At 68.7% G+C, this 21,239-nt stretch carries 18 protein-coding genes and 1 pseudogene; 10 read left to right on the forward strand and 9 right to left on the reverse strand.

What is annotated here, in order from left to right; all coding sequences use genetic code 11:
* The first annotated feature begins 22 nt into the window (after nt 1–22).
* Complete coding sequence (locus BDK89_RS18960) at nt 23–802, forward strand: glucose 1-dehydrogenase (RefSeq protein WP_133870443.1); 780 nt, start codon at nt 23–25, stop codon at nt 800–802.
* 60 nt (nt 803–862) lie between these two features.
* Nucleotides 863–2,401: an AMP-binding protein gene (locus BDK89_RS18965; protein ID WP_133870444.1), complete on the forward strand. Its 1,539-nt coding sequence runs from the start codon at nt 863–865 to the stop codon at nt 2,399–2,401.
* A 15-nt stretch (nt 2,402–2,416) separates the two neighbouring features.
* On the opposite strand, the pseudogene BDK89_RS18970 reads toward BDK89_RS18965, so the two are convergent.
* Nucleotides 2,417–2,977, reverse strand: a pseudogene (locus tag BDK89_RS18970) (peroxiredoxin family protein); the annotation flags it as partial.
* A gap of 92 nt (nt 2,978–3,069) precedes the next feature.
* The gene (locus tag BDK89_RS18975) at nt 3,070–3,702 is read right to left on the reverse strand and encodes a TetR/AcrR family transcriptional regulator (protein WP_133870446.1); all 633 of its coding nucleotides are present in this window, start codon (nt 3,700–3,702) and stop codon (nt 3,070–3,072) included.
* Nucleotides 3,703–3,790: 88 nt separating this feature from the next.
* Here BDK89_RS18975 and BDK89_RS18980 point away from each other — a divergent pair, with 88 nt between their 5' ends.
* Nucleotides 3,791–4,672, forward strand: a complete 882-nt coding sequence (locus BDK89_RS18980; RefSeq protein ID WP_133870447.1) for a haloalkane dehalogenase — start codon at nt 3,791–3,793, stop codon at nt 4,670–4,672.
* A gap of 12 nt (nt 4,673–4,684) precedes the next feature.
* The gene (locus BDK89_RS18985; RefSeq protein ID WP_133870448.1) at nt 4,685–5,092 is read left to right on the forward strand and encodes a DUF1330 domain-containing protein; all 408 of its coding nucleotides are present in this window, start codon (nt 4,685–4,687) and stop codon (nt 5,090–5,092) included.
* Here BDK89_RS18985 and BDK89_RS18990 read toward each other — a convergent pair whose 3' ends face one another.
* Nucleotides 5,093–6,112 (reverse strand): GNAT family N-acetyltransferase, encoded by a 1,020-nt coding sequence (locus tag BDK89_RS18990; protein WP_133870449.1) that lies wholly within the window; start codon nt 6,110–6,112, stop codon nt 5,093–5,095. It lies immediately after the preceding gene.
* A gap of 91 nt (nt 6,113–6,203) precedes the next feature.
* Nucleotides 6,204–7,016 carry an MFS transporter gene (locus BDK89_RS18995; protein ID WP_133870450.1) on the reverse strand — a complete coding sequence of 271 codons (813 nt, stop codon included), beginning with the start codon at nt 7,014–7,016 and terminating at the stop codon, nt 6,204–6,206.
* A gap of 83 nt (nt 7,017–7,099) precedes the next feature.
* On the opposite strand from BDK89_RS18995, the gene BDK89_RS19000 reads away from it, so the two are divergent.
* From BDK89_RS19000 to BDK89_RS19020, 5 genes are all read left to right on the forward strand, one after another.
* Nucleotides 7,100–7,483, forward strand: coding sequence for a hypothetical protein (locus tag BDK89_RS19000; protein ID WP_133870451.1), 384 nt, complete (start codon nt 7,100–7,102; stop codon nt 7,481–7,483).
* A 62-nt stretch (nt 7,484–7,545) separates the two neighbouring features.
* Nucleotides 7,546–8,148, forward strand: coding sequence for a TetR/AcrR family transcriptional regulator (locus BDK89_RS19005; protein ID WP_208294131.1), 603 nt, complete (start codon nt 7,546–7,548; stop codon nt 8,146–8,148).
* On the forward strand, nt 8,145–10,379 hold the full coding sequence (locus BDK89_RS19010) for a molybdopterin-containing oxidoreductase family protein (RefSeq protein ID WP_133870453.1): 2,235 nt from the start codon (nt 8,145–8,147) through the stop codon (nt 10,377–10,379). The genes BDK89_RS19005 and BDK89_RS19010 overlap by 4 nt, the downstream gene beginning before the upstream one ends.
* Nucleotides 10,380–10,391: 12 nt before the next feature.
* Complete coding sequence (locus BDK89_RS19015; protein ID WP_133870454.1) at nt 10,392–10,592, forward strand: hypothetical protein; 201 nt, start codon at nt 10,392–10,394, stop codon at nt 10,590–10,592.
* Nucleotides 10,593–10,688: 96 nt separating this feature from the next.
* Nucleotides 10,689–13,031 carry a putative bifunctional diguanylate cyclase/phosphodiesterase gene (locus BDK89_RS19020; protein ID WP_133870455.1) on the forward strand — a complete coding sequence of 781 codons (2,343 nt, stop codon included), beginning with the start codon at nt 10,689–10,691 and terminating at the stop codon, nt 13,029–13,031.
* A 3-nt stretch (nt 13,032–13,034) separates the two neighbouring features.
* Here BDK89_RS19020 and BDK89_RS19025 read toward each other — a convergent pair whose 3' ends face one another.
* Genes BDK89_RS19025 through BDK89_RS19040 form a run of 4 tightly spaced genes read right to left on the reverse strand, consistent with a single transcriptional unit; the run spans nt 13,035 to nt 17,165 of the window.
* A complete protein-coding gene (locus tag BDK89_RS19025; protein WP_133870456.1) occupies nt 13,035–13,754 on the reverse strand; it encodes a hypothetical protein in 720 nt (239 codons plus the stop codon).
* A 44-nt stretch (nt 13,755–13,798) separates the two neighbouring features.
* Nucleotides 13,799–14,851: a lysophospholipid acyltransferase family protein gene (locus BDK89_RS19030; protein ID WP_133870457.1), complete on the reverse strand. Its 1,053-nt coding sequence runs from the start codon at nt 14,849–14,851 to the stop codon at nt 13,799–13,801.
* A complete protein-coding gene (locus tag BDK89_RS19035) occupies nt 14,848–15,678 on the reverse strand; it encodes a patatin-like phospholipase family protein (RefSeq protein WP_243839224.1) in 831 nt (276 codons plus the stop codon). The genes BDK89_RS19030 and BDK89_RS19035 overlap by 4 nt, the downstream gene beginning before the upstream one ends.
* 26 nt (nt 15,679–15,704) lie before the next feature.
* On the reverse strand, nt 15,705–17,165 hold the full coding sequence (locus BDK89_RS19040) for a glycoside hydrolase family 32 protein (protein ID WP_133870458.1): 1,461 nt from the start codon (nt 17,163–17,165) through the stop codon (nt 15,705–15,707).
* 40 nt (nt 17,166–17,205) lie between these two features.
* Here BDK89_RS19040 and galK point away from each other — a divergent pair, with 40 nt between their 5' ends.
* Nucleotides 17,206–18,342 (forward strand): galactokinase, encoded by a 1,137-nt coding sequence (galK, locus tag BDK89_RS19045; protein ID WP_166657692.1) that lies wholly within the window; start codon nt 17,206–17,208, stop codon nt 18,340–18,342.
* Here galK and BDK89_RS19050 read toward each other — a convergent pair.
* On the reverse strand, nt 18,326–21,196 hold the full coding sequence (locus BDK89_RS19050) for a glycoside hydrolase family 2 TIM barrel-domain containing protein (RefSeq protein WP_133870460.1): 2,871 nt from the start codon (nt 21,194–21,196) through the stop codon (nt 18,326–18,328). The two genes, galK and BDK89_RS19050, sit on opposite strands and share 17 nt — an antisense overlap.
* Nucleotides 21,197–21,239 lie beyond the last annotated feature (43 nt).

Consider the following 21,239-nt stretch of genomic DNA (forward strand, 5'->3'; position numbering starts at 1 on the left):
ACTGAACACGAAGGGGAACATCATGGGACGAGTAGACGGCAAGATCGCGCTGATCACCGGAGGCGCACGAGGCCTCGGTGAGGCAACCGGTCGGCTGATGGCCAAGGAAGGTGCCACGGTCATCCTGACCGACATCCTCGACGACGACGGCAAGGCGCTCGCCGCCTCGATCGAAGAAGAGGGCGGCAAGGCCGAGTACATCCACCAGGACGTCACCATCGAAGACGAGTGGGACACCCTCGTCGACGACATCGTCGCCCGCCACGGCCGCCTCGACATCGTCGTGAACAACGCCGGCATCGTGCTCGACGCGAACGTCGAGGACACGACGCTCGACGGCTGGCGGCACGTGAACGCGATCAACAGCGAAGCCGTGTTTCTCGGCACCCGCGCCGCGATCAAGGCGATGAAGCAGAACGACGACCCGAAGGGTGGGTCGATCGTGAACATCTCCTCGGTCGCCGGCCTCGTCGGCATCGACAACCTCGCCGCCTACAACGCCTCGAAGGGTGCCGTTCGTCTGTTCAGCAAGTCGGCGGCGCTGCACGTCGCCCAGGCCGGCTACAACATCCGGGTCAACTCGGTGCACCCGAGCTACACGTGGACGCCGATGGTCCAGCACCTCGGTGACAACACCGGCGACCGCGACGCGTTCTACGACGCGCTCGGCGAAGCACACCCGATCGGCCGACCGGGCGTGCCGATGGACATCGCGTACGGCGTGCTGTACCTGGCATCGGACGAGTCGACCTGGGTGACGGGTTCGGAACTCGTCATCGACGGCGGTTTCACGGCCCGATGAGTCGACAGTGGGGTCCTGACGAGCCGTCGGGACCCCACCGTCGCGTGCGAGGAGAGAACGATGAACCTGGCGGCGTGGATCGAACGGAACGGCCTGAAGATGCCGGACGCTCCGGCGTTGGCGGCGGGCGAGCACGTCCACGCGACGTGGACGCAGTTCGCCGATCGCGTCGCTCGAGCGGCCGGCGGCCTGACTGACCGGTTCGGTCTCACGACCGGCGACCGCGTCGCCATCCTGATGACGAACCGACCCGAGTATCTCGAGGCCGTGTTCGCGATCTGGCACGCCGGTCTCGTCGCGCTTCCGATCAACGCTCGTCTCCATCGCGACGAGATCGCCTACATCCTCGACACCACTCGCGCGGCCGTGCTCGTCAGCGACGACGACCACACCGCCGACGCCGTGGCGCTCAACGACTCGGTCGACACCCTGCAGTCGACCGTCTTCGCGCCCGGCCCCGAGTGGGACCGGCTCGTCGCCGCCTGCGAGCCGGTCCCGCTCACCTCCCGCCGCCCCGACGACGCCGCCTGGCTGTTCTTCACGAGCGGCACGACCGGTCGCCCGAAAGGGGCGACGCTCACCCACCGCAACCTGCTGATGATGTCGCTCAGCTACCTGGCGGACATCGATGCGATCGCGCCGACCGATTCGGTCCTCCACGCAGCCCCGATCTCGCACGGCTCCGGCATGTACGGCCTCCCGCACATCGCCAAGGGGGCCGTCAGTGTGACCCCGGCGTCCGGCGGTGTCGATGCCGCCGAGATCGCTGGTCTGATCGATCGCTGGCCCGGCATGTCGTTCTTCGCGGCGCCGACGATGGTGCGGCGGCTGACGACCGACCCGACGTTCGCCGAGGCCGACCTGTCGGGCCTCAAGACGATCATCTACGGCGGCGCGCCGATGTATCTCGCCGATCTCGAACTGGCACTCGACGTGGTCGGACCGCGACTCGCCCAGATCTACGGTCAGGGCGAAGCGCCGATGACGATCACCGGCCTGTCGAAGGCCGACCACGCCGACCGTGATCACCCTCGCTGGCGCGACCGCATGCAGAGTGTCGGCTTCGCTCGCACCGACGTCGACGTCCGCGTCGTCGACGACAACGACGACGAGTTGCCCGTGGGCGAGATCGGCGAGGTCGTGGTGCGCGGCGACGTCGTGATGGCCGGCTACTGGGAGCAGCCCGAGGCGACGGCTGAGACGCTCCGCAACGGCTGGCTGCACACCGGCGACGTCGGGAGCTTCGACGAAGACGGTTGCCTGACGCTCCGCGATCGGTCGAAGGATCTCATCATCAGTGGCGGCATGAACATCTATCCGCGCGAGGTCGAAGAGGCGCTGCTGCAGCACCCGGGGGTCGCCGGCGTCTCGGTCGTGGGGCGCCCCGACCCCGAGTGGGGCGAGGCCGTGGTGGCGTTCGTCGTCGTCGCCGACGACACCGACGCTCCCTCGACCGCCGACCTCGATCAGACCTGTCTCGAACGGATCGCCCGCTACAAGCGGCCGAAGGAATACCGCTTCGTCGACGGCCTGCCGACCAACAACTACGGCAAGGTCGTCAAACGCGAGCTGCGCGACCAGCTCGCCGCCGAATCCTGATCGCGACCCGGTGGGCTACGGGATGTTGGGCGCCCAGGCTTCCAGGGCGTCGAGCATCGTTCTCGACATCGTGCGGTGTTCCTTGGCGATTGCCTTGCTGCCGTCATCGTCGAGTCGCCAGCCGATCGCGAGCGCGCCGAAGTAGTTGCCGCGGAAGTACGGCAGGATGTCGGCGGTCTTGAAGTACCCGGTCAGGGAGTCGGGGACGTCGACCGTCGGCTCCCACCTCGGCGCATCGATCGCCGGCAGCCCGAGCGCTTCGACCGCTGCCAGCACGTCCTCGTCGTGGGTTCGGTCGGCGAAGTCGCGCCCGGTGTAGCGGTAGCGCTCGTGGCCGTCCGGGTCGATCACGAGCAGGGCGGGCAGCCCGATGCCGTTGCGTTCCTCGGGGTCGAACAGGTCGAGCGGACGCAGGAACCGCTCACCGCCCGGATCGGCGACGAATCGGATCGACTCGAGACCCCACCGCTGCGTCATGCCGGCTTGCCGGACGTCGTCGTCGACGCTGATCGCGATGACCTCCGCACCGGCGCCGTGGATCCGGTCGTGTTGCGTTGCCAGTCGCACGGACTGGGCACAGCAGTACGGTCACCAGTCGCCGCGGAACGTGATGAGCAGCACGGCGCCTTCGCGCTGCCGCAACGTCAGGATCTCCTCGTGCACGGTGTTCATGAACCCTCCTCGGTTCTGGTCGAGTGTGTCGTTGGTCGGTCTGCGCCCGTGTCGATCACGGAGGACACGACGGCATGGGCGCGGCGATGGAGTTCTTCGGATGGCATACCCGCCCGAGCGAGCGACATGAATCCCTGCATCGCCACGCTGAGCGTCGCCGTCGCGGCGTCGATGTCGACGCCCGGCCGCAGGCGTCCGGATGCGGCGGCGCGTTCGACTTCCCGACGGAGGCTGGTCTCGATCACCGCCACGCCGATGAGGACGGCATCACGCATCGCGTCGTCGAGGTCGTCGGCCGATGTCGTCGTGAGCAGGCAGCCTCGCAGCGCCTCGGAGGTGTCGGGCTGCTGCACGGAGCGCTCGAAGAACACGGTGATGTTCGCGACCGGGTCTCCCTCGCCCGACAGGTACTTGTCGACGCGTCGACGGACGACACGATCGACGTAGTGCTCGATCACCGCGACACCCACGCCGCCACGAGATCCGAACCGTCGGTAGATCGACGGCGCCTTCACGTCGAGTGCCTGTTCGAGGTCGCGGATCGAGGTCGACGACCAACCGCGACGCCACACCACGTCGACCGCTCGGTCGAGGAGATCGGTGTCGTCGTACTTGGGAGTTCTGGCCATGGGTGTCCTTCGGCTTGAAAAGATAGCACTTGTTACTTAATGTGTGGACGCGCCCGCCCGAACACCAGACCGCCCCCGGAGGCCCGACATGTCCGACTTCGACACGACCCCGCTCACCAAGCAGTACGCGACCGTCAACGGCAAGCAGATGGCCTACCACGAACGCGGCGAGGGCCGCTCGATCGTGTTCCTCCACGGCAATCCGACGTCGTCGTATCTGTGGCGCAACATCATCCCCCACGTCGCCGGACAGGGCCGCTGCATCGCCCCCGACCTGATCGGCCAGGGCGACTCCGACAAGCTCGACGACACCTCACCCGACTCATACACGTTCGTCCAGCATCGCGAGTACCTCGACGGGCTCCTCGACCAGCTCGACCTCGGCGACGACGTCGTGCTCGTCATCCACGACTGGGGTTCGGCGCTCGGCTTCGACTGGGCGAACCGGCACCGCGACCGCGTGGCAGGGATCGTGTTCATGGAGGCGATCGTGCGGCCGATCGCCAGCTGGAGCGACTGGCCCGAAGCCGCCCGCGGGATCTTCCAGGGCTTCCGATCCGAGGCAGGCGAGGAGATGGTGATCGAGAAGAACATCTTCGTCGAGGCCGTCCTGCCCGGCTCGGTCCTCCGACCGATGACCGACGAGGAGATGAACGAGTACCGCCGCCCGTTCGTCGAGCCGCAGCATCGTCGCCCCACGCTCACGTGGCCGCGCCAGATCCCGATCGAGGGCGAGCCGGCCGACGTGGCCGAGATCGTCGGCGCCTACGCCGAGTGGCTGGAGCAGGCCGACGTGCCGAAGCTGTTCGTCGACGCCGATCCGGGCGCGATCCTCACCGGAGCCCAGCGCGACTGGGTGCGCACCTGGCCCAACCTCACCGAGGTCACCGTCGCCGGCAGCCACTTCATCCAGGAGGACAGCCCCCACGAGATCGGCCAGGCCATCAGCGACTGGCTCCCGACCATCTGAACGGAGATCCCGATGCCCGCCTACCAGCCGACCGCCGATCAGTTCCGAGCGTTCCGCGACGACCCGCACGACGGACCGATCGCCCAGGTGAACCTGCTCAAGTTCCGGGTGAAGGCCGAATACGCCGCCGAACATCCGCTGCACGGTGCCGACGAGCCGGGCAGCGCTGCGTACGCGCGCTACGTCGACGCATTCGGGGTCGCTGCGGCGGAGGTCGGCGGGACCTGCCTCCTCCACGGCACGACCGAGCGCTACTTCATCGGCCGAGGAGACTGGGACGCGGTGCTCGTGATGCACTTCCCGAACCGATCGGCGTTCATCGAGACCCTCAACCATCCCGACTACCAGGCGATGCATCAGCACCGCGACGCCGGCCTGCTGTGTCAGGAACTGATCACCACCCGCCCGACGGACGGCTGATCACGGCAGCGGATCGACAGGGACGTCCGGCGGCGTCCCGGCGTCGGTGAGGGCGAGGCCGCCTGCGGTGACGATGTCGGCGACGGTGGCGCGAAGTGCCTCGGCGTCGCTCGAGCCGAGCAGCGCAACGGCAGCGTCGACGGCGACTCGTGCCTCGCGCACCCCCGGCTCCGAGCGAGCGAACCGTGCGCCGACCTTCTGGAACAGCGCCTCCGACCCGTGGTTGTCGTTGACGTAGTAGCCGACCAACTCGGGGTAGCCGGCTTCCTCAGCGGCGACGCCGATCGCGCCCAGCAGCATCGTGGCGATGCCGCGACGTTGCCATCCCTCATCGGTGCCGAAGGCGACCTCGACCTCGTCGGGTCGCTCCCGCGGCTGCACGTACCGGATGATGCCAATGCCTTCGTCGTCGGTCGACAGGCAGATCCAGGCGAAGTGGTCGACGTAGTCGATGTCGATCAGGTAGTCGAGGATCCGTCGACTCGGGCGGGCGCTCGTGAAGAAGCGGAACCGGAGCGTTTCGGCCGAGGCGCTCCACACCGCTTCATGGTGCCGTTCACGGTCGGTCGGGAGGAGCGGCCGCACCAGCACGGTGGTGCCGTCGCGGAGCTCGATCGGAACCGGACGAGCGTTCACGGCCAGGCGGCGGCTGACGATCAGCTGCAGCCGGGAGCGAACGGTGGGCACGGCCAGCAACGCTTCGAACGCATCGAGGTCGCCGACGAGCACGTCGAGGTCGGAGGTCGCGGCGACCGACGAGGTGCGCGTTCCATCGATGAGCAGGCCGAGTTCGCCGACGATGTCGCCGCGTCCGAGCCGTGCGAGTTCGACCGTGTCGCCGTCACGGCTGGTGTGGACGACGGCCTCACCCGACTCGACGATCGCGAAGATCTCCGCGGCCGTGCCTTCCGCCATCAGCACCTCCCCGGCCTCGAGGCGTCGCGGTCGGAGGGCGTCGGCCAGGTCGGCGAGGTCGACGGCATCGACGCCGTCGAAGAGGGGGAGTTCGAGCAGGCTCATCGTCCGGTCACCGACGCCGAGCCTACGACGACCACCGACCCGGCCGCCCGGCGAAGGCGTGAACGAACTGCGGAACTATTCCGCAGTTTGTTCACGCATTCGGCGGTTGGTTCGGTGGTGGGGGTGGGCGGCGGAGGATGACCACCGACGTCATTGCGGACGCGGCGCCGATCACCACACCCCACGCTCGCGTCCCGGTCAAGTCGGCGAGCACACCGGCGACGGCCGGTCCGGCGGCGACCGCCAGACCCGACACCATGCTGACGGTGCCCATCGCCGCCCCGAGGCGCGAGCGGTCGAACAGCTCGTCGGCGTAGATGCCCCGCAACGGGGACCAGGCGCCGATTCCGAACCCGGCGACGAGCGCGAACAGCGCGGCGACCCACAGGTTGCCAGCGAAGCCGAGTAGGATCACACCGACTGCGACGGACGCGAACGCCAGGCGCGTGACCGTGCGGACGTCCCACCGGGCGAGCATCGACGTCATCGGGAGGCGCCCGACGATCTGGAGTGCGCCGCGGACTCCGGCCACGGTGGCGGCGGTGGCGAGCGGGAGTCCGGCGCCGACCATGAGCGGCACCTGATACACCAGGACGATGCCGATCGCGATCCCGGCGAGCGCCGTCGCGACGAGGAACCGGACGACCTCCGGCCGTCGGAGCGAGATCGGCGCAGCAGACCGGCGAGGCGCAGCGCCCGGTTCGACCCGCTCGCGCACGAACACCGCGGCGACGACGAGCACCACGCCGGCGCCGATCGCCATCGTGCGCAACGCCACACGCCAGCCGAAGGCGTCGACGAGCACCGCGGCGAGGGGGAGGTAGATCGCGCTCGAGAACGCACCGACGATCGTCAGCAGGGCGATCGCACGCGTGCCCTCGCGCGGTGCCGCACGAACCGCCACCGTCTGGGGTCACGTGGTAGAAGGCGAGCCCGGCGAGTGCGGCGCCGCCCGCCACGGCCGTGCCGACGAACACCAGCGGGCTGGTGGCGTACGACGCCGAGACGAGGAACACGGTCGACACCGCGGCGGCGAGCAAGAACACCCACCGCGCTCCGACGGCATCGAGCAGGCGCCCGGCCGGGAGCGCGATCAACCCGCCGAGCGCCGACGAGACGGCGAAGGCACCCGTGACGACCGATTCGGACCAGCCCGTGTCGTCGAGCAACGGATCGAGCAGCACGCCGAACGAGTACGCCCACGTGCCGTACGCCGCGAGCGTGACGACCCCGAGCAGCACGATGTCGGCGTACGGGAACGACGACGCCCGATCGCCACCGACCTCGGCGGCAACGCTGCGACCCGACTCCGCGTCCACGACGCCGATGGTACGGAGCCGGAGCTCGACGTCGATCATGCCGTCCAGGTGAGAGGAGGCGCCGGAAGCATTCAGATACATACATTGATGTATGTATCTGATACGGTCGATCGCGTGGACGACCGGAGGGGACCGACCCGAACCCAGCGAGAGCGCACGAACGCCACGCGGGCCGCGCTCGTCGACGCCACACTCGATCTGCTCGCCGAACGTGGATGGGCCGCCACGACGTCGGTCGCTGCGTGCGAACGTGCCGGGTTGACGCGAGGCGCGCTGGTGCACCACTTCGGGGACCTGCCGACCCTTCTCGCCGACGCTCTCGAGGCGCATTACGCACGGCTGTCGGCCGAGATCGCCGACGAAGCGGCTCCAACATCGCTCGCCGATCTCGTCGAGACGACGTGGACCGTGATCGAGCGGGGTCGTTTCAAGATCGTCATCGAGGCGTGGCTCGCCGCGGCCAACGATCCGGAGCTCGGACGCGCCATCGGCCCCGTCGTGACCCGGTTCGCCAAGCTCGTGGATCCGGCCGAACGCCGTGACCTCGCACCCGACGACGCAACGCGGGCGCTGTACCTCACCGCCCGCGAAGCGATGCTGGGGCTTGCGCTCGGGCGCGCCACCGCCCAGGGTCCGCTTCCCCACGAACGCATCGTCGTCGACCAACTGATCGAGCTCGCTCGCATCCATGACGAGCGCCGAGGAGGAACACCATGACCGTCACCGGCCCCGCTCCGGGCGACACGACCACCGATCGGCGAATCGGCTATTCGGTCTGCACCATCTGCGACATCGGATGCCAGCTCCGCTCCGTCGCCGAGGACGGCAAGATCGTCCAGATCCTGCCGCACGACTCGCCGGCCGTCGCCCGCAACATCTGCTACAAGGGCACCGCTGCGCCGCACATCCACAATCATGCGGAGCGAATCCGGGTACCGCTCAAACGGGTCGGCGAACGGGGTGACGACCGGTGGGAGGAGATCTCCTACGAGCAGGCAATGGACGAGATCGCCGGCAAGCTCCGCACGGTCGTCGACACGTACGGACCCGAGGCCCTCGCCGTGTCGACGTCGGGTTGGAACACCCAGACGACCCACGGGTTCGACCGGCGGTTCATGAACCTGCTCGGTTCACCGAACTGGATCTCCGGGGTCGCACTCTGCGCGGGAAATACGGCCGCCGTCAACCGACTCACCTACGGATGGATGCCGTTCCCCGACATCTCGAACTCGAGCTGTGTCGTCCTGCTCGGCCACAACCCGCGCAAGCACTCGTGGACGCCGATCTACAACATGATCGAAGGTGCCCGCAAGCGGGGCGCAGCGACGATCGTCGTCGACCCTCGTATCTCCGACCAGGCGGAGAAGGCGACCATCCACCTTCAGATCGAGGCCGGAACCGACAGCGCGCTCCTGCTCGGCTGGCTCAAGGTCATCATCGACGAACACCTCTACGACGCATCGTTCGTCGACGACTGGTGTGTCGGCTTCGACGAACTGAAGGCCCGCGCCGACGAGTACCCGCTCGACCGCGTCGCCGGTATCTGCGGCGTGCCTGCCGACCGGATCGCCGAGGCGGCGCGCATCTACGCCCGCGCCGATGGCGCCTGCATCCCGTGGACGCCGATCACCGACCAGCAACTCGACTCGACCTCGGGCATCCGCCTCCAATCGATCCTTCGGGCGATCACCGGCAACCTCGACGTGGTCGGCGGCGAAACGCTCAACGCACTCAACCCGGGGTGGCTCACCGAGGCCGACCTCCAGCTCCACGACGAACTCGGCGCCGCGCAGCGGGCCAAACAGCTCGGCTACGACACCCACCCGGTGTTCACCTATCGAACCGCCGAGATGCTGCGGCCGCATCTGAAGCGGGTATGGGGTCGCGAGTGGGTCGACCAGGTGATGGGCTGCCACATGGCCAATCCGACCGAAGTCTTCCGGGCGATGGCCGACGGCGATCCGTATCCGGTCAAGGCGTTCATCACCCTCGGCAACAACACGTTGCTGTCGTATCCGAACCAGCACCAGATCCACCGGGCGCTCCTCAACCAGGATCTGATCGTCGCCCACGAGATCTTCATGACGCCGACGGCGATGCTCGCCGACTACGTCCTGCCCGGCGACGTGTTCACCGAACGCAACCACATCGCCGACGCATGGGCATGGGGGAACCGGCTGACCGTGTCGGAACGAATCGTCGACCCGCCCGGGGAGGCGAGCTCGACGTTCCGATTCTGGACCGATCTGGGCCGCCGATTCGGCTTCGAGCAGCAATTCCCCTGGGACACCCTCGAGCAGGTACTCGACCATCGTCTCGAACCGTCCGGCCGGACGTGGACCGAGTTCCGCGACTCGGTCGTGATGGAGATGCCGCCACCTGCATACCGCAAGTACCGCAAGACGGGCTTCGCGACGCCGTCGGGCAAGGTCGAGTTGTCGTCGTCGATCCTGGAAGCACTCGGCTTCGACCCACTCCCCTACTACCGCGCCAAGCCCAAACCGACCGAGGAGTACCCCTACCTGGTGTTCTCGGGCGTCCGTGAGGATCCGTTCTTCCAGACCGGTCAACGGAACATCGGGGTGCTGCGCCGACGGGTGCCGGCACCCAGCTTCTTCGTCCACCCCGACGACGCTGCCCGCGACGGCCTCGTCGAGGGCGAGTGGGCACGGCTCGAGACCCCACACGGTCAGGTTCGAGCAACGGTGAGCGTGCAGTCCGGCATGCGGCCGGGTCACCTGCGCGTGCCGCACGGCTGGTGGTATCCGGAAACACGCGGCGACGTCGAGTTGGCCGGAGCGTTCGTCTCGTCCGACGCAGTCCTCACGATCGACTCCGACGAGCTGGTCGACTACGAGCAGGGAGTGCCGCACTTCAAGGGGTACCCGGGACGGCTCGTGCCGTGCCTCCCGCCCGACGGCATGGGCCGCACGACCCTCGAGGGCTGACGGGCGGACTCGATGACCACACGGAGCAACCTCGACCACATGAGGAAGGAACTCGGCGCCAGCGTGTTCGGGTTCCTCGCGAACAAGGGACTGTCGCGCAAGACGAAGGGCGTGGACGGCCTCGCCAAGTCGATGATCGCACGGCAGGCCGGCGAGGTGGCGCACGACCCCGAACTCGACCACCCCGAGGAGTGGGACCGCCCCGTCGACTGACGGTTCGTGCGCTTCGATGACCGGGTCGATCACGCGGCGATCACGCACGGTTCAACACGTGGTCAAGCCGACCACGGTGGGTGCCGATACACAAACGTGCCCGCCCGAACCGAACGTGCGAACACCGGCGATGCCGGTGGCTTGACGCATCGTCTCGTCGCGCGCATCGCACCCGACCTGTCGTGGTGGGTGCTCGGGGCGTTCGGGCTGGTCATCGCACTCCACGCCACCGGCATCGTCGGCCCACTCGCGTATCCGTTCGTGATCCTCGGCGGCGTCGCATGCGGCATCGTCGGTCTGCGTCGCCACCGCCCGGAACCGGCCTGGCCGTGGTGGATCCTGATCGGGATCGGCTTCCTGTGGACGATCGCCGGCGTGCTGCGCGAGGCGACCGGCGCCACCGGCGATCTCACCTCGAGCCGTTCGCTCCTCCCCGACCTGTTCGCGCTCCCGGGCTATCTGGCGTTCGGCGTCGCACTCGTCGGCCTGCTCCGCACCCGGACGGCCACGGCCGATCGCGACGTGATCCTCGACGGGCTGGTGCTCGCCGCCGGCGCGGCGCTCGGGGTCCACGAACTCCTGGTGATCCCGACGCTCGGCATCTCCGACGGCTGGGTGATGGCGCAGCTCGCCGTCGTCATCTACCCCGTTGCCTCGATCTGCTTGCTGATCATCGCCGCCCGCCTCGCATTCAGCGGTGGGGAGCGGACACCGGCGTTCTTGCTGCTCCTCGCCGGCACCGCGGCCCTCGTCGTCGGCGACATCGTGTTCGCGCTCGGCGAGGTCGGGCACATGTCCGGTGCATCGCAGAACCTGCTCGAGGTGCCGTACCTCCTCGTACCCGCGTGCATCGGGTGTGCGCTCCTGCATCCGTCGTCGGCCCGGTTCACGACGGTGCGAGAGGAGTCGCCGAGCGATCTCTCGATGGCGCGTCGATGGGTCGTCGGTGTCTCGCTCGTCGCTCCGGTCGTCGTGTTGCTGAGTGAGGGCATCACGATCAGTCGCCTGATCTCGGCAGCGATCTGCGTCGCACTCGCCATCACCGCGGTCGCTCGCATCGTCGGGCTGATGCGGAGCCAGGCCGAACACCAGGACGAGCTCACCCGACGCGCCACCCACGACGAACTGACCGGCCTCCCCTCGAGGCAGCTGCTGTCGCATCGTGCCGACGAGCTGATCAACACACCCGGCCGTCGGGCCGCGATGATGTTCATCGACCTCGACCGCTTCAAGCTCGTCAACGACTCGATGGGCCATGCGGCCGGCGACGAGCTGCTCGTCCAGGCCGCGGAGCGACTCCGTCGTGTCGCACCACCGCCGATCATGGTCGGGCGTGTGTCGGGTGACGAGTTCCTCGTCCTCATCCCCGACTGCAACACCGCGGGCGCCCTCTCGGTCGCCGAACGGATCCGATCGACACTCGCCGAGCGGTATGTCCTCCCCGACGGCATCGCCGTGTTCACGTCGGCGTCGATCGGCATCGCCGTCTCCGGTTTCGACGGTACCTGCGACGCGAACACGATGATCCGCGAGGCCGATGCCGCGATGTACCGGTCGAAGGAGACCGGTCGCGACGCGATCACCGTGTTCGACACCTCGATGCGAGAGCGCATCGAGCGCCGCGTCGAGATCGAACGCACCCTGCGGACGGCGATCGAACGCGGCGAGATCGGCGTCGCCTATCAACCCGTCGTGTCGTGGCCCGACGGTCGCGTCCTGGGCGTCGAGGCCCTCGCGCGATGGACGAAGGGCACCGAACGGGTCGCGCCGACGGAGTTCATCGACGTCGCCGAGGAGTCCGGACTCATCATCCCGCTCGGCGCGTTCGTGCTCGACGAGGCGCTCCGCCAAGTGGCGTGGATGCGGGCCAACATCCCGTCGGCCAAGGACATGTACGCGTCGGTCAACGTCTCTCCGCGCCAGCTCCAGTCGGACGACTTCGCCGACATCGTCGCCGAGACGCTCCATCGTCATCATCTGCCCGGCGGTGCGCTGTTCCTGGAGATCACCGAGAGCGTGATGATGGGCGACACCCTGGCGGCAGCGTCGGCGATGACCGCGCTCACCTCGCTCGACGTCCGTCTGTCGGTCGACGACTTCGGGACCGGCTTCTCCTCGCTGTCGTACCTCAAGCGGTTCCCGGTCGACGTCGTCAAGATCGACCGGTCGTTCGTGTCGGGCCTGGCCCACGACGAATCGGACGCGTCGCTCGTCGCAGCGATCATCAAGATGGCGAACGCGCTCGGCCTGGCCACGATCGCGGAAGGCGTCGAGACGCACGAGCAGGCTCGCCGCCTGATCGAGCTGGGTTGCACGAAGATGCAGGGCTACCTGTTCAGCGCCCCCGTGCCGATGGGCGAACTCGTGGAGACCGTGCAGGCGATCGGCGGGCGGACGACGTCGTTCGATCGACGCCGCCGTTGCGCACCCGTGCGCTGAGTGTCAGCGCCGCGGGCTGCCGTCGGCGATCGGCTTCGGGAGTTCGGCGACGTACCAGGTCTGGCGGTCGACGACGTCGACCGACGCCTCGGGGAACTGGTCGGCGATGCGCTGGGTCAGCGAGTCGGTGTCGAACGCCATCCGGTTGAAGTCGCAGATGTCGAACGCGAGCACGCCGCCGGCACGTGCCGGTACCTGCCACATCTCGGTGTAGAGCCGCGAGAACAGGGTGCGACCGCGGTGATCGGGCGACACCATCACGAGGATGCCGAAGTAGATCGCGTTGCGGTCGGCATGATCGGGGTACTTGGCGCGCAGGAACGCCGGCGAGATCTGGGGGACGTCCTCGAGCGAGTTCGTCACCATGCCCATCCCGACCGGGCGCCCGCCCTGACGGCCCACGATCTTGAGGATGCGCGGGTTGGCGAGTTCGGCGAGCACCTCGTCGCGTGTATAGAGGTGCTGCAGGATCGCGAGCTCGGCCAGTGGATGGAAGTTGGCGTGGTACGCCTCCCACAGCAGTTCGGCGTCGTGCCCCTCGATCACCTCCTCGTGGGTGATGACGACGGGCTCGCGCTCACCGGCACCCGGCATCCGTCGTTCGGGAGGTGGCTGCGGCGTCTCGGTCGGCGCCGGCGGGGCGAACACCCCGGGGCGCATCGTGGTCGAGGGGCCGGAGCGTTGCCCGGCCCGGGTCGTCGTCGGCAACTGCTCGTCCCTCATGGCGCACGAGCGTAGTTTCGGGGCCACGCCAGGTGGTCGATACCTCACGCGTCGGGGTCGGGTGGAGCGGTGCGCCCGTCGTCGATCCACCGATCGATCAGCTCCCAGGCCGCCCACATCAACTCGACCTGATCGGCGTCGTCGATGGGGAACTGGTCGCGCGTCACCGCGACGAAGACCATGTCGAGCACCTTGTGGTCGGGGATCGCCCGCCACAGATCGCGTGGCCCGGCGATCTCGTCGAGGCCGGTGTGGGCCACGAACACCGGCGACGCCGAGGGGCAGCCGTCGAGCGCGGCGAGCGCACCGTTCGTTCGCGGCGGCAGCACGTGCTGCAGACCGCGTGCACGTTCCGCCTCGGCCGTTCGGCCCTGCCGTTCGAAGTACTCGATCGCCCGCTCCCGGCGACGCGGCGTGAAGTTGCCACCCTCGGGAAAGATCACGAACGCGTCGCCGGGCTGCATGTCGGACGACAGGTCGCGGAGCAGACCGAGGACCTCGTCGCGATCGGCGCCGTGGCGGACGAAGTGGGTCGGCAGACGGTTGAGCAGGATGTCGAACGCCGGATCCCACTGCAGCGACTCCTTGAGCACGATCCGGGGCCGACGCTCGAACTGGACCATCAGTTCGTACATCAGCAGGATCGAGTCGGCCGGACCCGCATGACGGCTCATGACGACCAGCGGGTGCTCGATCGGCCCGGGCGGATCGACGGGATGCCGACCGTCGGCATCGCGGATGAAGCCGCGCACGGCGATGTCGAGACTGAACAGGCGACGCCCTCCACCGACGAGCGTTCGCAGCGCCCAGTTCAAGACCCGGTAGTGCGCCTGCACCGACCACCTCGATCGGAGCCGCAGACCGAACCCGGTGGCGACCCAGAGCCCGAACGACGCGAGGATGATCGCGACCTCGACGAAGACGTACACGGTGGCGAGTCCGAGCGACCTCACGGCCCGGAGCGACCCGGGCAACCGGTACGAGACGACGAACGCGACGATCAGCAGCACCGGCACCGACGCCACGTAGAACCAGACGAGGATCAGCGGGAGTGGCCACAGCACGAACCGGCGGACCCAACGCGGTGGCAGCGTCACGGGACGAGTCCGTGCTCGCGGAGGTACGTCTCGGTCGCCGCGTGCGAGTCGGCGATCAGGCGGCCGGTGTCGCCCAGGTCGCGGTACTGGCGCAGGTCGTCGAAGTCCTTCGGGTCGCCGGTGGGCAACACGTCGATCCGGACGTGTTCGGGTGCCGCGGCGAGCGCCTCCAGAAAGCGATGACGGCGCGAGATCTCGAACGCCACCAGCGCGACCTCCCACGGTTGGCTCGGAGCGCGCAGCGGCTGCTCGACACGGCCGACCTGCAGCACGAAGATCTGCTCGGCGCCGCGTGCGATCGCCCGGTCGAGCGGGATCGACGCGACGAGTCCGCCGTCGAGATAGTGGTCGCCGTCGATCTCGACCGGCGGGAGCAGCCCGGGCACGGCCGACGAGGCGAGCACGGCGTCGATGATCGGACCGCGATCGAAGTAGCGCGCCCGCGCGTATTCGATCGACGCGGCGACGCACTCGAACGACACCGCCAGGTCTTCGATCAGGGTGACCGGTAAGGCCTCGTCGAGCAGCGACCGGAGGCGTTCGTTGCCGTAGACGTGGGTGCGTGACTTCGCCAGTGTCTTGAGGCCGCTGAAGATCGAGCCGCCGAACACATCGGCGCGGCTGAGCGACGACCACAGGTCGCGCATCCGCTCGACCTGATCGAGGGTCGGATCGGCAGCGACGAGCGCACCGTTGACGGCACCGATCGACGTACCGACCACCATGTCGGGCCGCACCCCCGCCTCCAGCAACGCCTGCAGCATCCCGACCTCGTGGGCACCGAGGAGCCCACCGCCACCCAGCACGAACGCCACCTTGCCCGACACGGTCTCAGTGTCGCGCGACCCGGTCGTCACACCAAGGAGTCGAGCCGGATCGAACCGGGATCGGCGCCGGTGATCGTGACGGTTCGCCGACCGGCCGGTGGGAAGATCAACTCGGTGAACACCACGGCGCCCTGATCGGCGAACACCTCGACGGACGACCGGTCGACGACGACATCGAGATCGAGCGGTCCGTCGGTCGGCACCGGCGCCGAGTGGATGCCGGAGAACCGTTCGTTCGGGTACTCCCCCGACGCCGACCGGTCGACCGTCAGTGTCTGTGCTCCGCGGTCGAACGACACCGTCACCGCAGTGTCACCACCGAACCCGAGCCGGATCGTCACACCCGCCCCGCCGACCAACAGACGCAACCGATACGCGTCCGCCACCTCGACGACGGAAGGCGTCGGATCGGCTGCGTCGCCCCACCACCTCGCTGTACCTCGACCGGACGACGCAACGGATCCGACACTTTCCGTCGCTGTGCCGCTCGGGTGATCGAGCGCGTCGACCGGCCGCTGGACGAGCACGTGTTCGCCCGCGCGTTCGACCAGTGCGATGCGCCGGGGCAACGACATCGCGCCGCGCCACGGTGAGGTCGGCGTGTCGTGTGCGTAGTCCCAGTTGCTCATCCACGCGATCCAGGTCCGCTCGTTCGTCGGGGGCTCACCGGCGAACGGCAGCGCGCCGTAGAAGTCGGCACCCCAGTCGACCCAGCGCGGCTCGGTCGTCGGGTGGTCCGGCACGAACGTGAACCCGTCGAAGTCGCCGACGAAGTACTGGCCGCCGGAGCCGCCCGACACGTGCCCGGGGTTGTGGTCGATCTTCAGCACCCAGCGCGTCGCGGTGAAGCGTCGCTCACGATCGAGCGCCGGCAACTCGAACAGGGCCGGACACTCCCAAATCCCGATCGTCGCTCCGGCCGGCCCGAAGCGCGAGCACTCGCCCCACGTCACCAGGTCGGTCGAACCGAACACGATCACCTGGCGACGATCGGGCAACGAGACGACCATGACCCAGCGTTCGGTCGGTGCGTGCCAGAACACGTTCGGGTCGCGGAAGTCGACGAGGTCGAGGTCGATCACCGGATCGGCACCGAACGGTTCGAACGTGGCGCCCCCGTCCCGGCTGACGGCGATCCGCTGATCCTGACGGACCCGGAGCGGGTCGTCGGCGTGTCGGTGCCCGGTGTAGAACGCGGCGATGGACCCGTCGGGCAGCGCCGCGGCGCTGCCCGAGAAGATCATGTGATCGTCGGCGACCGGGATCGCCACGGGCAACTCCTGCCAGGTCACCAGGTCGTCGGACACGGCGTGCCCCCACGAGATGTCGCCCCACTCGAGCCCGTTCGGGTTGTGCTGGAAGAAGAGATGCCGACGATTGCCGTGGACGATCGGACCGTTCGGGTCGTTGATCCAGTGACGCCGCGCCGTGAAGTGCACGAGCGGGCGGTGGGCATCGCCGGCGTCGTTCGGGACGGAATCCACCATCGGCGGACAAACCTACTGCGGCCTCCCTAGCCTGCTGATCGTGGCTTTCCCGACCGCAGCAGCACGTGCGCTCCAGCGACACCGAGCCCTCTGGGGCGACCCCGACTTCGCAGCCCGAGCGCCGGGGCGCGTCAATCTGATCGGCGAGCACACCGACTACAACGACGGCTTCACCTTCCCGATGGGGTTGCCGTTCGACACGGTGGTCAGCTTCGAATCGGTCGGCGACCCGTCGACGGGTGCCGTCACGATCGACTCGGCAGGGTTCGGTTCGATCGAGATCGTGCCCGGCGGCGACGTGCCGGGCTGGGCCAAGCATCTGGCCGGCGTCATCGACCTGATGGAGGATGCCGGCATCGCTGCTCGTGGCTGGCGCGCCTGTATCGACACCGACATCCCGACGGGGGCGAGCCTCTCGTCGTCCGCTGCACTCGAGGTGGCGACGATCCGCGCCCTGCTCGAACGAGCCGGCGTCGACTGGGCACCGATCGACGTCGCCCGCATGGGCCAGCGCGTCGAGAACGAGGTCGTCGGCCTGCAGAGCGGGATCATGGACCAGTTCATCTCGGCCGGCGCGGTCGAGGGCCACGCCAGCCTGATGGACTGTCGTGCCCTGACCCTGACCCCGACCCGGATCCCGGACCACGTCGTGGTCGCCGTCATGGACACCAAGACTCGCCGTGTGCTCGCCGAGGCGGCGTACGACGACCGTCGCAGCGCGTGCGAACGGGCCGCTGCTGCGATGGGCGTCGCGGCGCTTCGTGACGCGACGCTCGACGACCTCGAGCGCGTGACCGACGAGACCGATCGTCGTCGCGCGCATCACATCATCACCGAGAACGCACGTGTCGTCGCCTTCATGGAGCACCTCCGCGACGGCGATGTCACGGCCGTCGGCGCCCGGATGAACGAGAGCCATGTCTCGCTGCGCGACGACTTCGAGGTGTCCGGACCCGGTCTCGACGCGATCGTCGAGGTCGCTCGGTCGGCACCGGGATGCCTCGGCGCGCGGATGACCGGCGGCGGCTTCGCCGGCTGCGCGGTTGCGCTCGTGCGTGCCGACGACGCCGAGGCCTTCGCCGCCGACGTCGTCGACCGCTACGACTACGACGGTCTCACGGCCGAGGTCTGGATCTGCGAACCGTCCGCCGGGGCGTCGATCAGTCCGGCAACGTGACGCGGTACGTGAACTCGTAGGTGCCGGCCCCGAGCCGGTACCGGTCGAGCACGTCCGGTCCGCAGCTGGCCGTACCCAGGCCACGGTGAGCGGCATCGATGTGCACGATCACCCGCGCGGGCGGTGCCAGGTCGAACGAGCTCGCGCTGTCGTACAGTTCGGCGGCGGAGTACCCGACGGCCGACACGTGGAGCGGCGCGTCGAGCGCCTCGATGCGGACGGTGTGACCGGTCGACGAGTCGATGATCTCGAACCAGCGGCAATCGGTGCGCAGCCCGTACTCCTGTGGCACCAGGTACGGCAGCGGGTCGATGCCGCCGTCCCACACACCCAGCATCGCGCCGCGGTTGCGGTCGGGGTAGTTCTCACCGGGCCCGCGTCCGAACCAGCGGGTCCGGTCGAACCCATCCGGGAGCTCGAACGCGACGCCGACGCGCGGCAGGTCGGCGAGTTCGGGCGGGACGTCGACGATGTGGTGGTACGTCGTGCCGGTCGCGTCGTGCTCGACGCTGACGGTGTGACCGACGAGTCGTTCGGGATCGGTGCGGTCGACGCCGGCGTCCTGCCACGTCGCGAGTGCCTGACCGCCGACGCGGAGACGGCGGGCCAGGTCGGGCATCAGCTTGAAGCCGTCGTTGTCGATCGGTGCTCGGAACAGCGACAGTTCCGGTGTCACGAGTTCGCCCGGCGGTTGCGCTCCGGGTGGAGACGGCACCGTCGGGTCGGCGTCGACGACGACCTCGTCCCAGGCGACCAGGTGCCCGGCCGGGGCGAACCAGGTGTCGGCCGCCGTCGCCCATTCGATGCGAACGGCGACGGTGTCGGTCGGCAGCGCCGGCAGTGCGACGTCGGCGGCGGCGTGCGGTGCGATCGCCGGCACCTTCCATCGGCGTCGTGCGAGCTCGCCGTCGATGCCGACGGCCACGACGGACGCCCGCAGGTCGCGCAGGGTCGAGAAGGACCGCCGGTTCTCGACCCGGACGGAACCGGACGAGGCGACCGTCGCGGCGTCGCCGGTGACGACAACCGGTCGGTAGACCCACGCGAGCTCGGCCGCGGCCGGGTGCGGGTCGAGGTCGGCCGACATCAGGCCGTCGGCGACGAAGTTGCAGTCGTGCGGGACATCGCCGAACTGGCCGCCGTACGCCAGACGTACCGAACCGTCCGGCAGTCGCTGGCGGAGGCCGTGGTCTTTCCACTCCCACAGGAAACCGCCCTGGAGCCCGTCGGTCGCCACGATGACGTCCCAGTAGTCGGCCAACGATCCGTTGCTGTTGCCCATCGCGTGGCTGTACTCGCACAAGATCAGCGGTCGGTCGCCGACGCCGCGCTCGCCGTAGCTGCGGATCTCGTCGATGGTCGGGTACATCGGGCACACCAGATCGGTCGCCGGTCGACCACCGTCGTCCCAGCCCTCGATGCGGATCGCGTCTTCGTAGTGGAGTGGGCGGGTCGGGTCGGCCCGGCGGATCCAGCCGGCGAGCGCGTCGTGGTTGACGCCGTAGCCGCTCTCGTTGCCGAGGCTCCAGATGATCACCGAGGGGTGGTTGCGGTCTCGCTGCACCATTCGGGCGCCGCGTTCGACCCACGCCTGGCGATATCGGGCGTCGTCACAGACGCTCCAGTTGTAGCCGTGCGACTCGATGTTCGACTCGTCGATCACGTAGAACCCGAGCTCGTCGCAGAGGTCGTAGAACTCGTCACGGTTCGGGTAGTGCGACGTCCGGATCGCAGAGATGTTGAGGCGGCGCATGGCGACGAGGTCGTCGCGGATGTCGTCGACCGTGACCGCCTTGCCGCGATCGGGGTGGTGGTCGTGGCGGTTCACGCCGAAGATCCAGACCGGCTGCCCGTTCACCAACAGCTGCCGATCACGCGTCTCGATCGTGCGCAGACCCACGAGCATCGACTCGACGTGTCGGCTGCGGCCGCGGCGATCGATCAGCTCGACGCGGACCTCGTACCGGTCGGGCCGCTCGGCGCTCCACGGCTTCGCCTTCTTCACCGCGAACTCGGCGGCGACCGAGAATCCGGTGAACTGGTACGGGCGGGCGTGCTCGTGCGGCACGTCGCCGGTGCGCGGTGAGCCGACCTGCCGACCGTTCGGGTCGAACAGGGTCGCGCGGACTGTCCAACCTGCTTCGGGTACACCGCCGAACGACACGAACGCGTCGAGCGAGACCGTGCCCGAGCCGGTGGCCGCGTCGTACCCGGTCGTGATCGGGAGGTCGGCGAGATGGGTCGACGGCCTCGACTCGATCCAGACCGGGCGGTGCAGGCCACCCATCCACCACTGGTCCTGGTCCTCGATGTAGCTGTGGGCACTCCACTTGACGACGACGATCGCCAACTCGTTCTGCCCCGGGCGCACGTGGGCCGTGACGTCGTACTCGCTGGGGAGCCGGCTGTCGGTGCCGTAGCCGACGAAGTCACCGTTGACGTAGACGGCGTGCACGCTCTCGGCACCGTCGACGCCGAGGACGACGCGTCCCGACGACCAGGCCTTCGGGACGTCGAACGAACGACGGAACACCCCGGTCGGGTTGCGATCGGGCAGTTCCGGCGGCGGGCCGGCGAACGGCATCTGGATGTTGGTGTACTGCGGCAGGTCGTCGAAGCCGTCGAGGTCCTGCATCGTCCAGTTGCCCGGCACGTCGACCTCGACGGCCCGGCGACGATCACCGTCGATCGCTGTGGCGGGCACCGCGTCGGGTGACTCGAACATCTCGAGCTGCCACCGGCCGTCGAGCGATCGACGGCGGAAGCCGCGGAGCGGTGTGTGCGCCGGCAGGCGTCCGATCTGGACGACCGCCGGGTCGGTCCACGGGGCGAACGTTCCGATCACGGGCAGCATGGCGTCATCTCTCCGCTTTCTCTCCAGGGCGCCGACGGTAGTG

This window comes from Ilumatobacter fluminis, from assembly GCF_004364865.1.
In the GTDB taxonomy this organism is placed as follows: domain Bacteria; phylum Actinomycetota; class Acidimicrobiia; order Acidimicrobiales; family Ilumatobacteraceae; genus Ilumatobacter; species Ilumatobacter fluminis.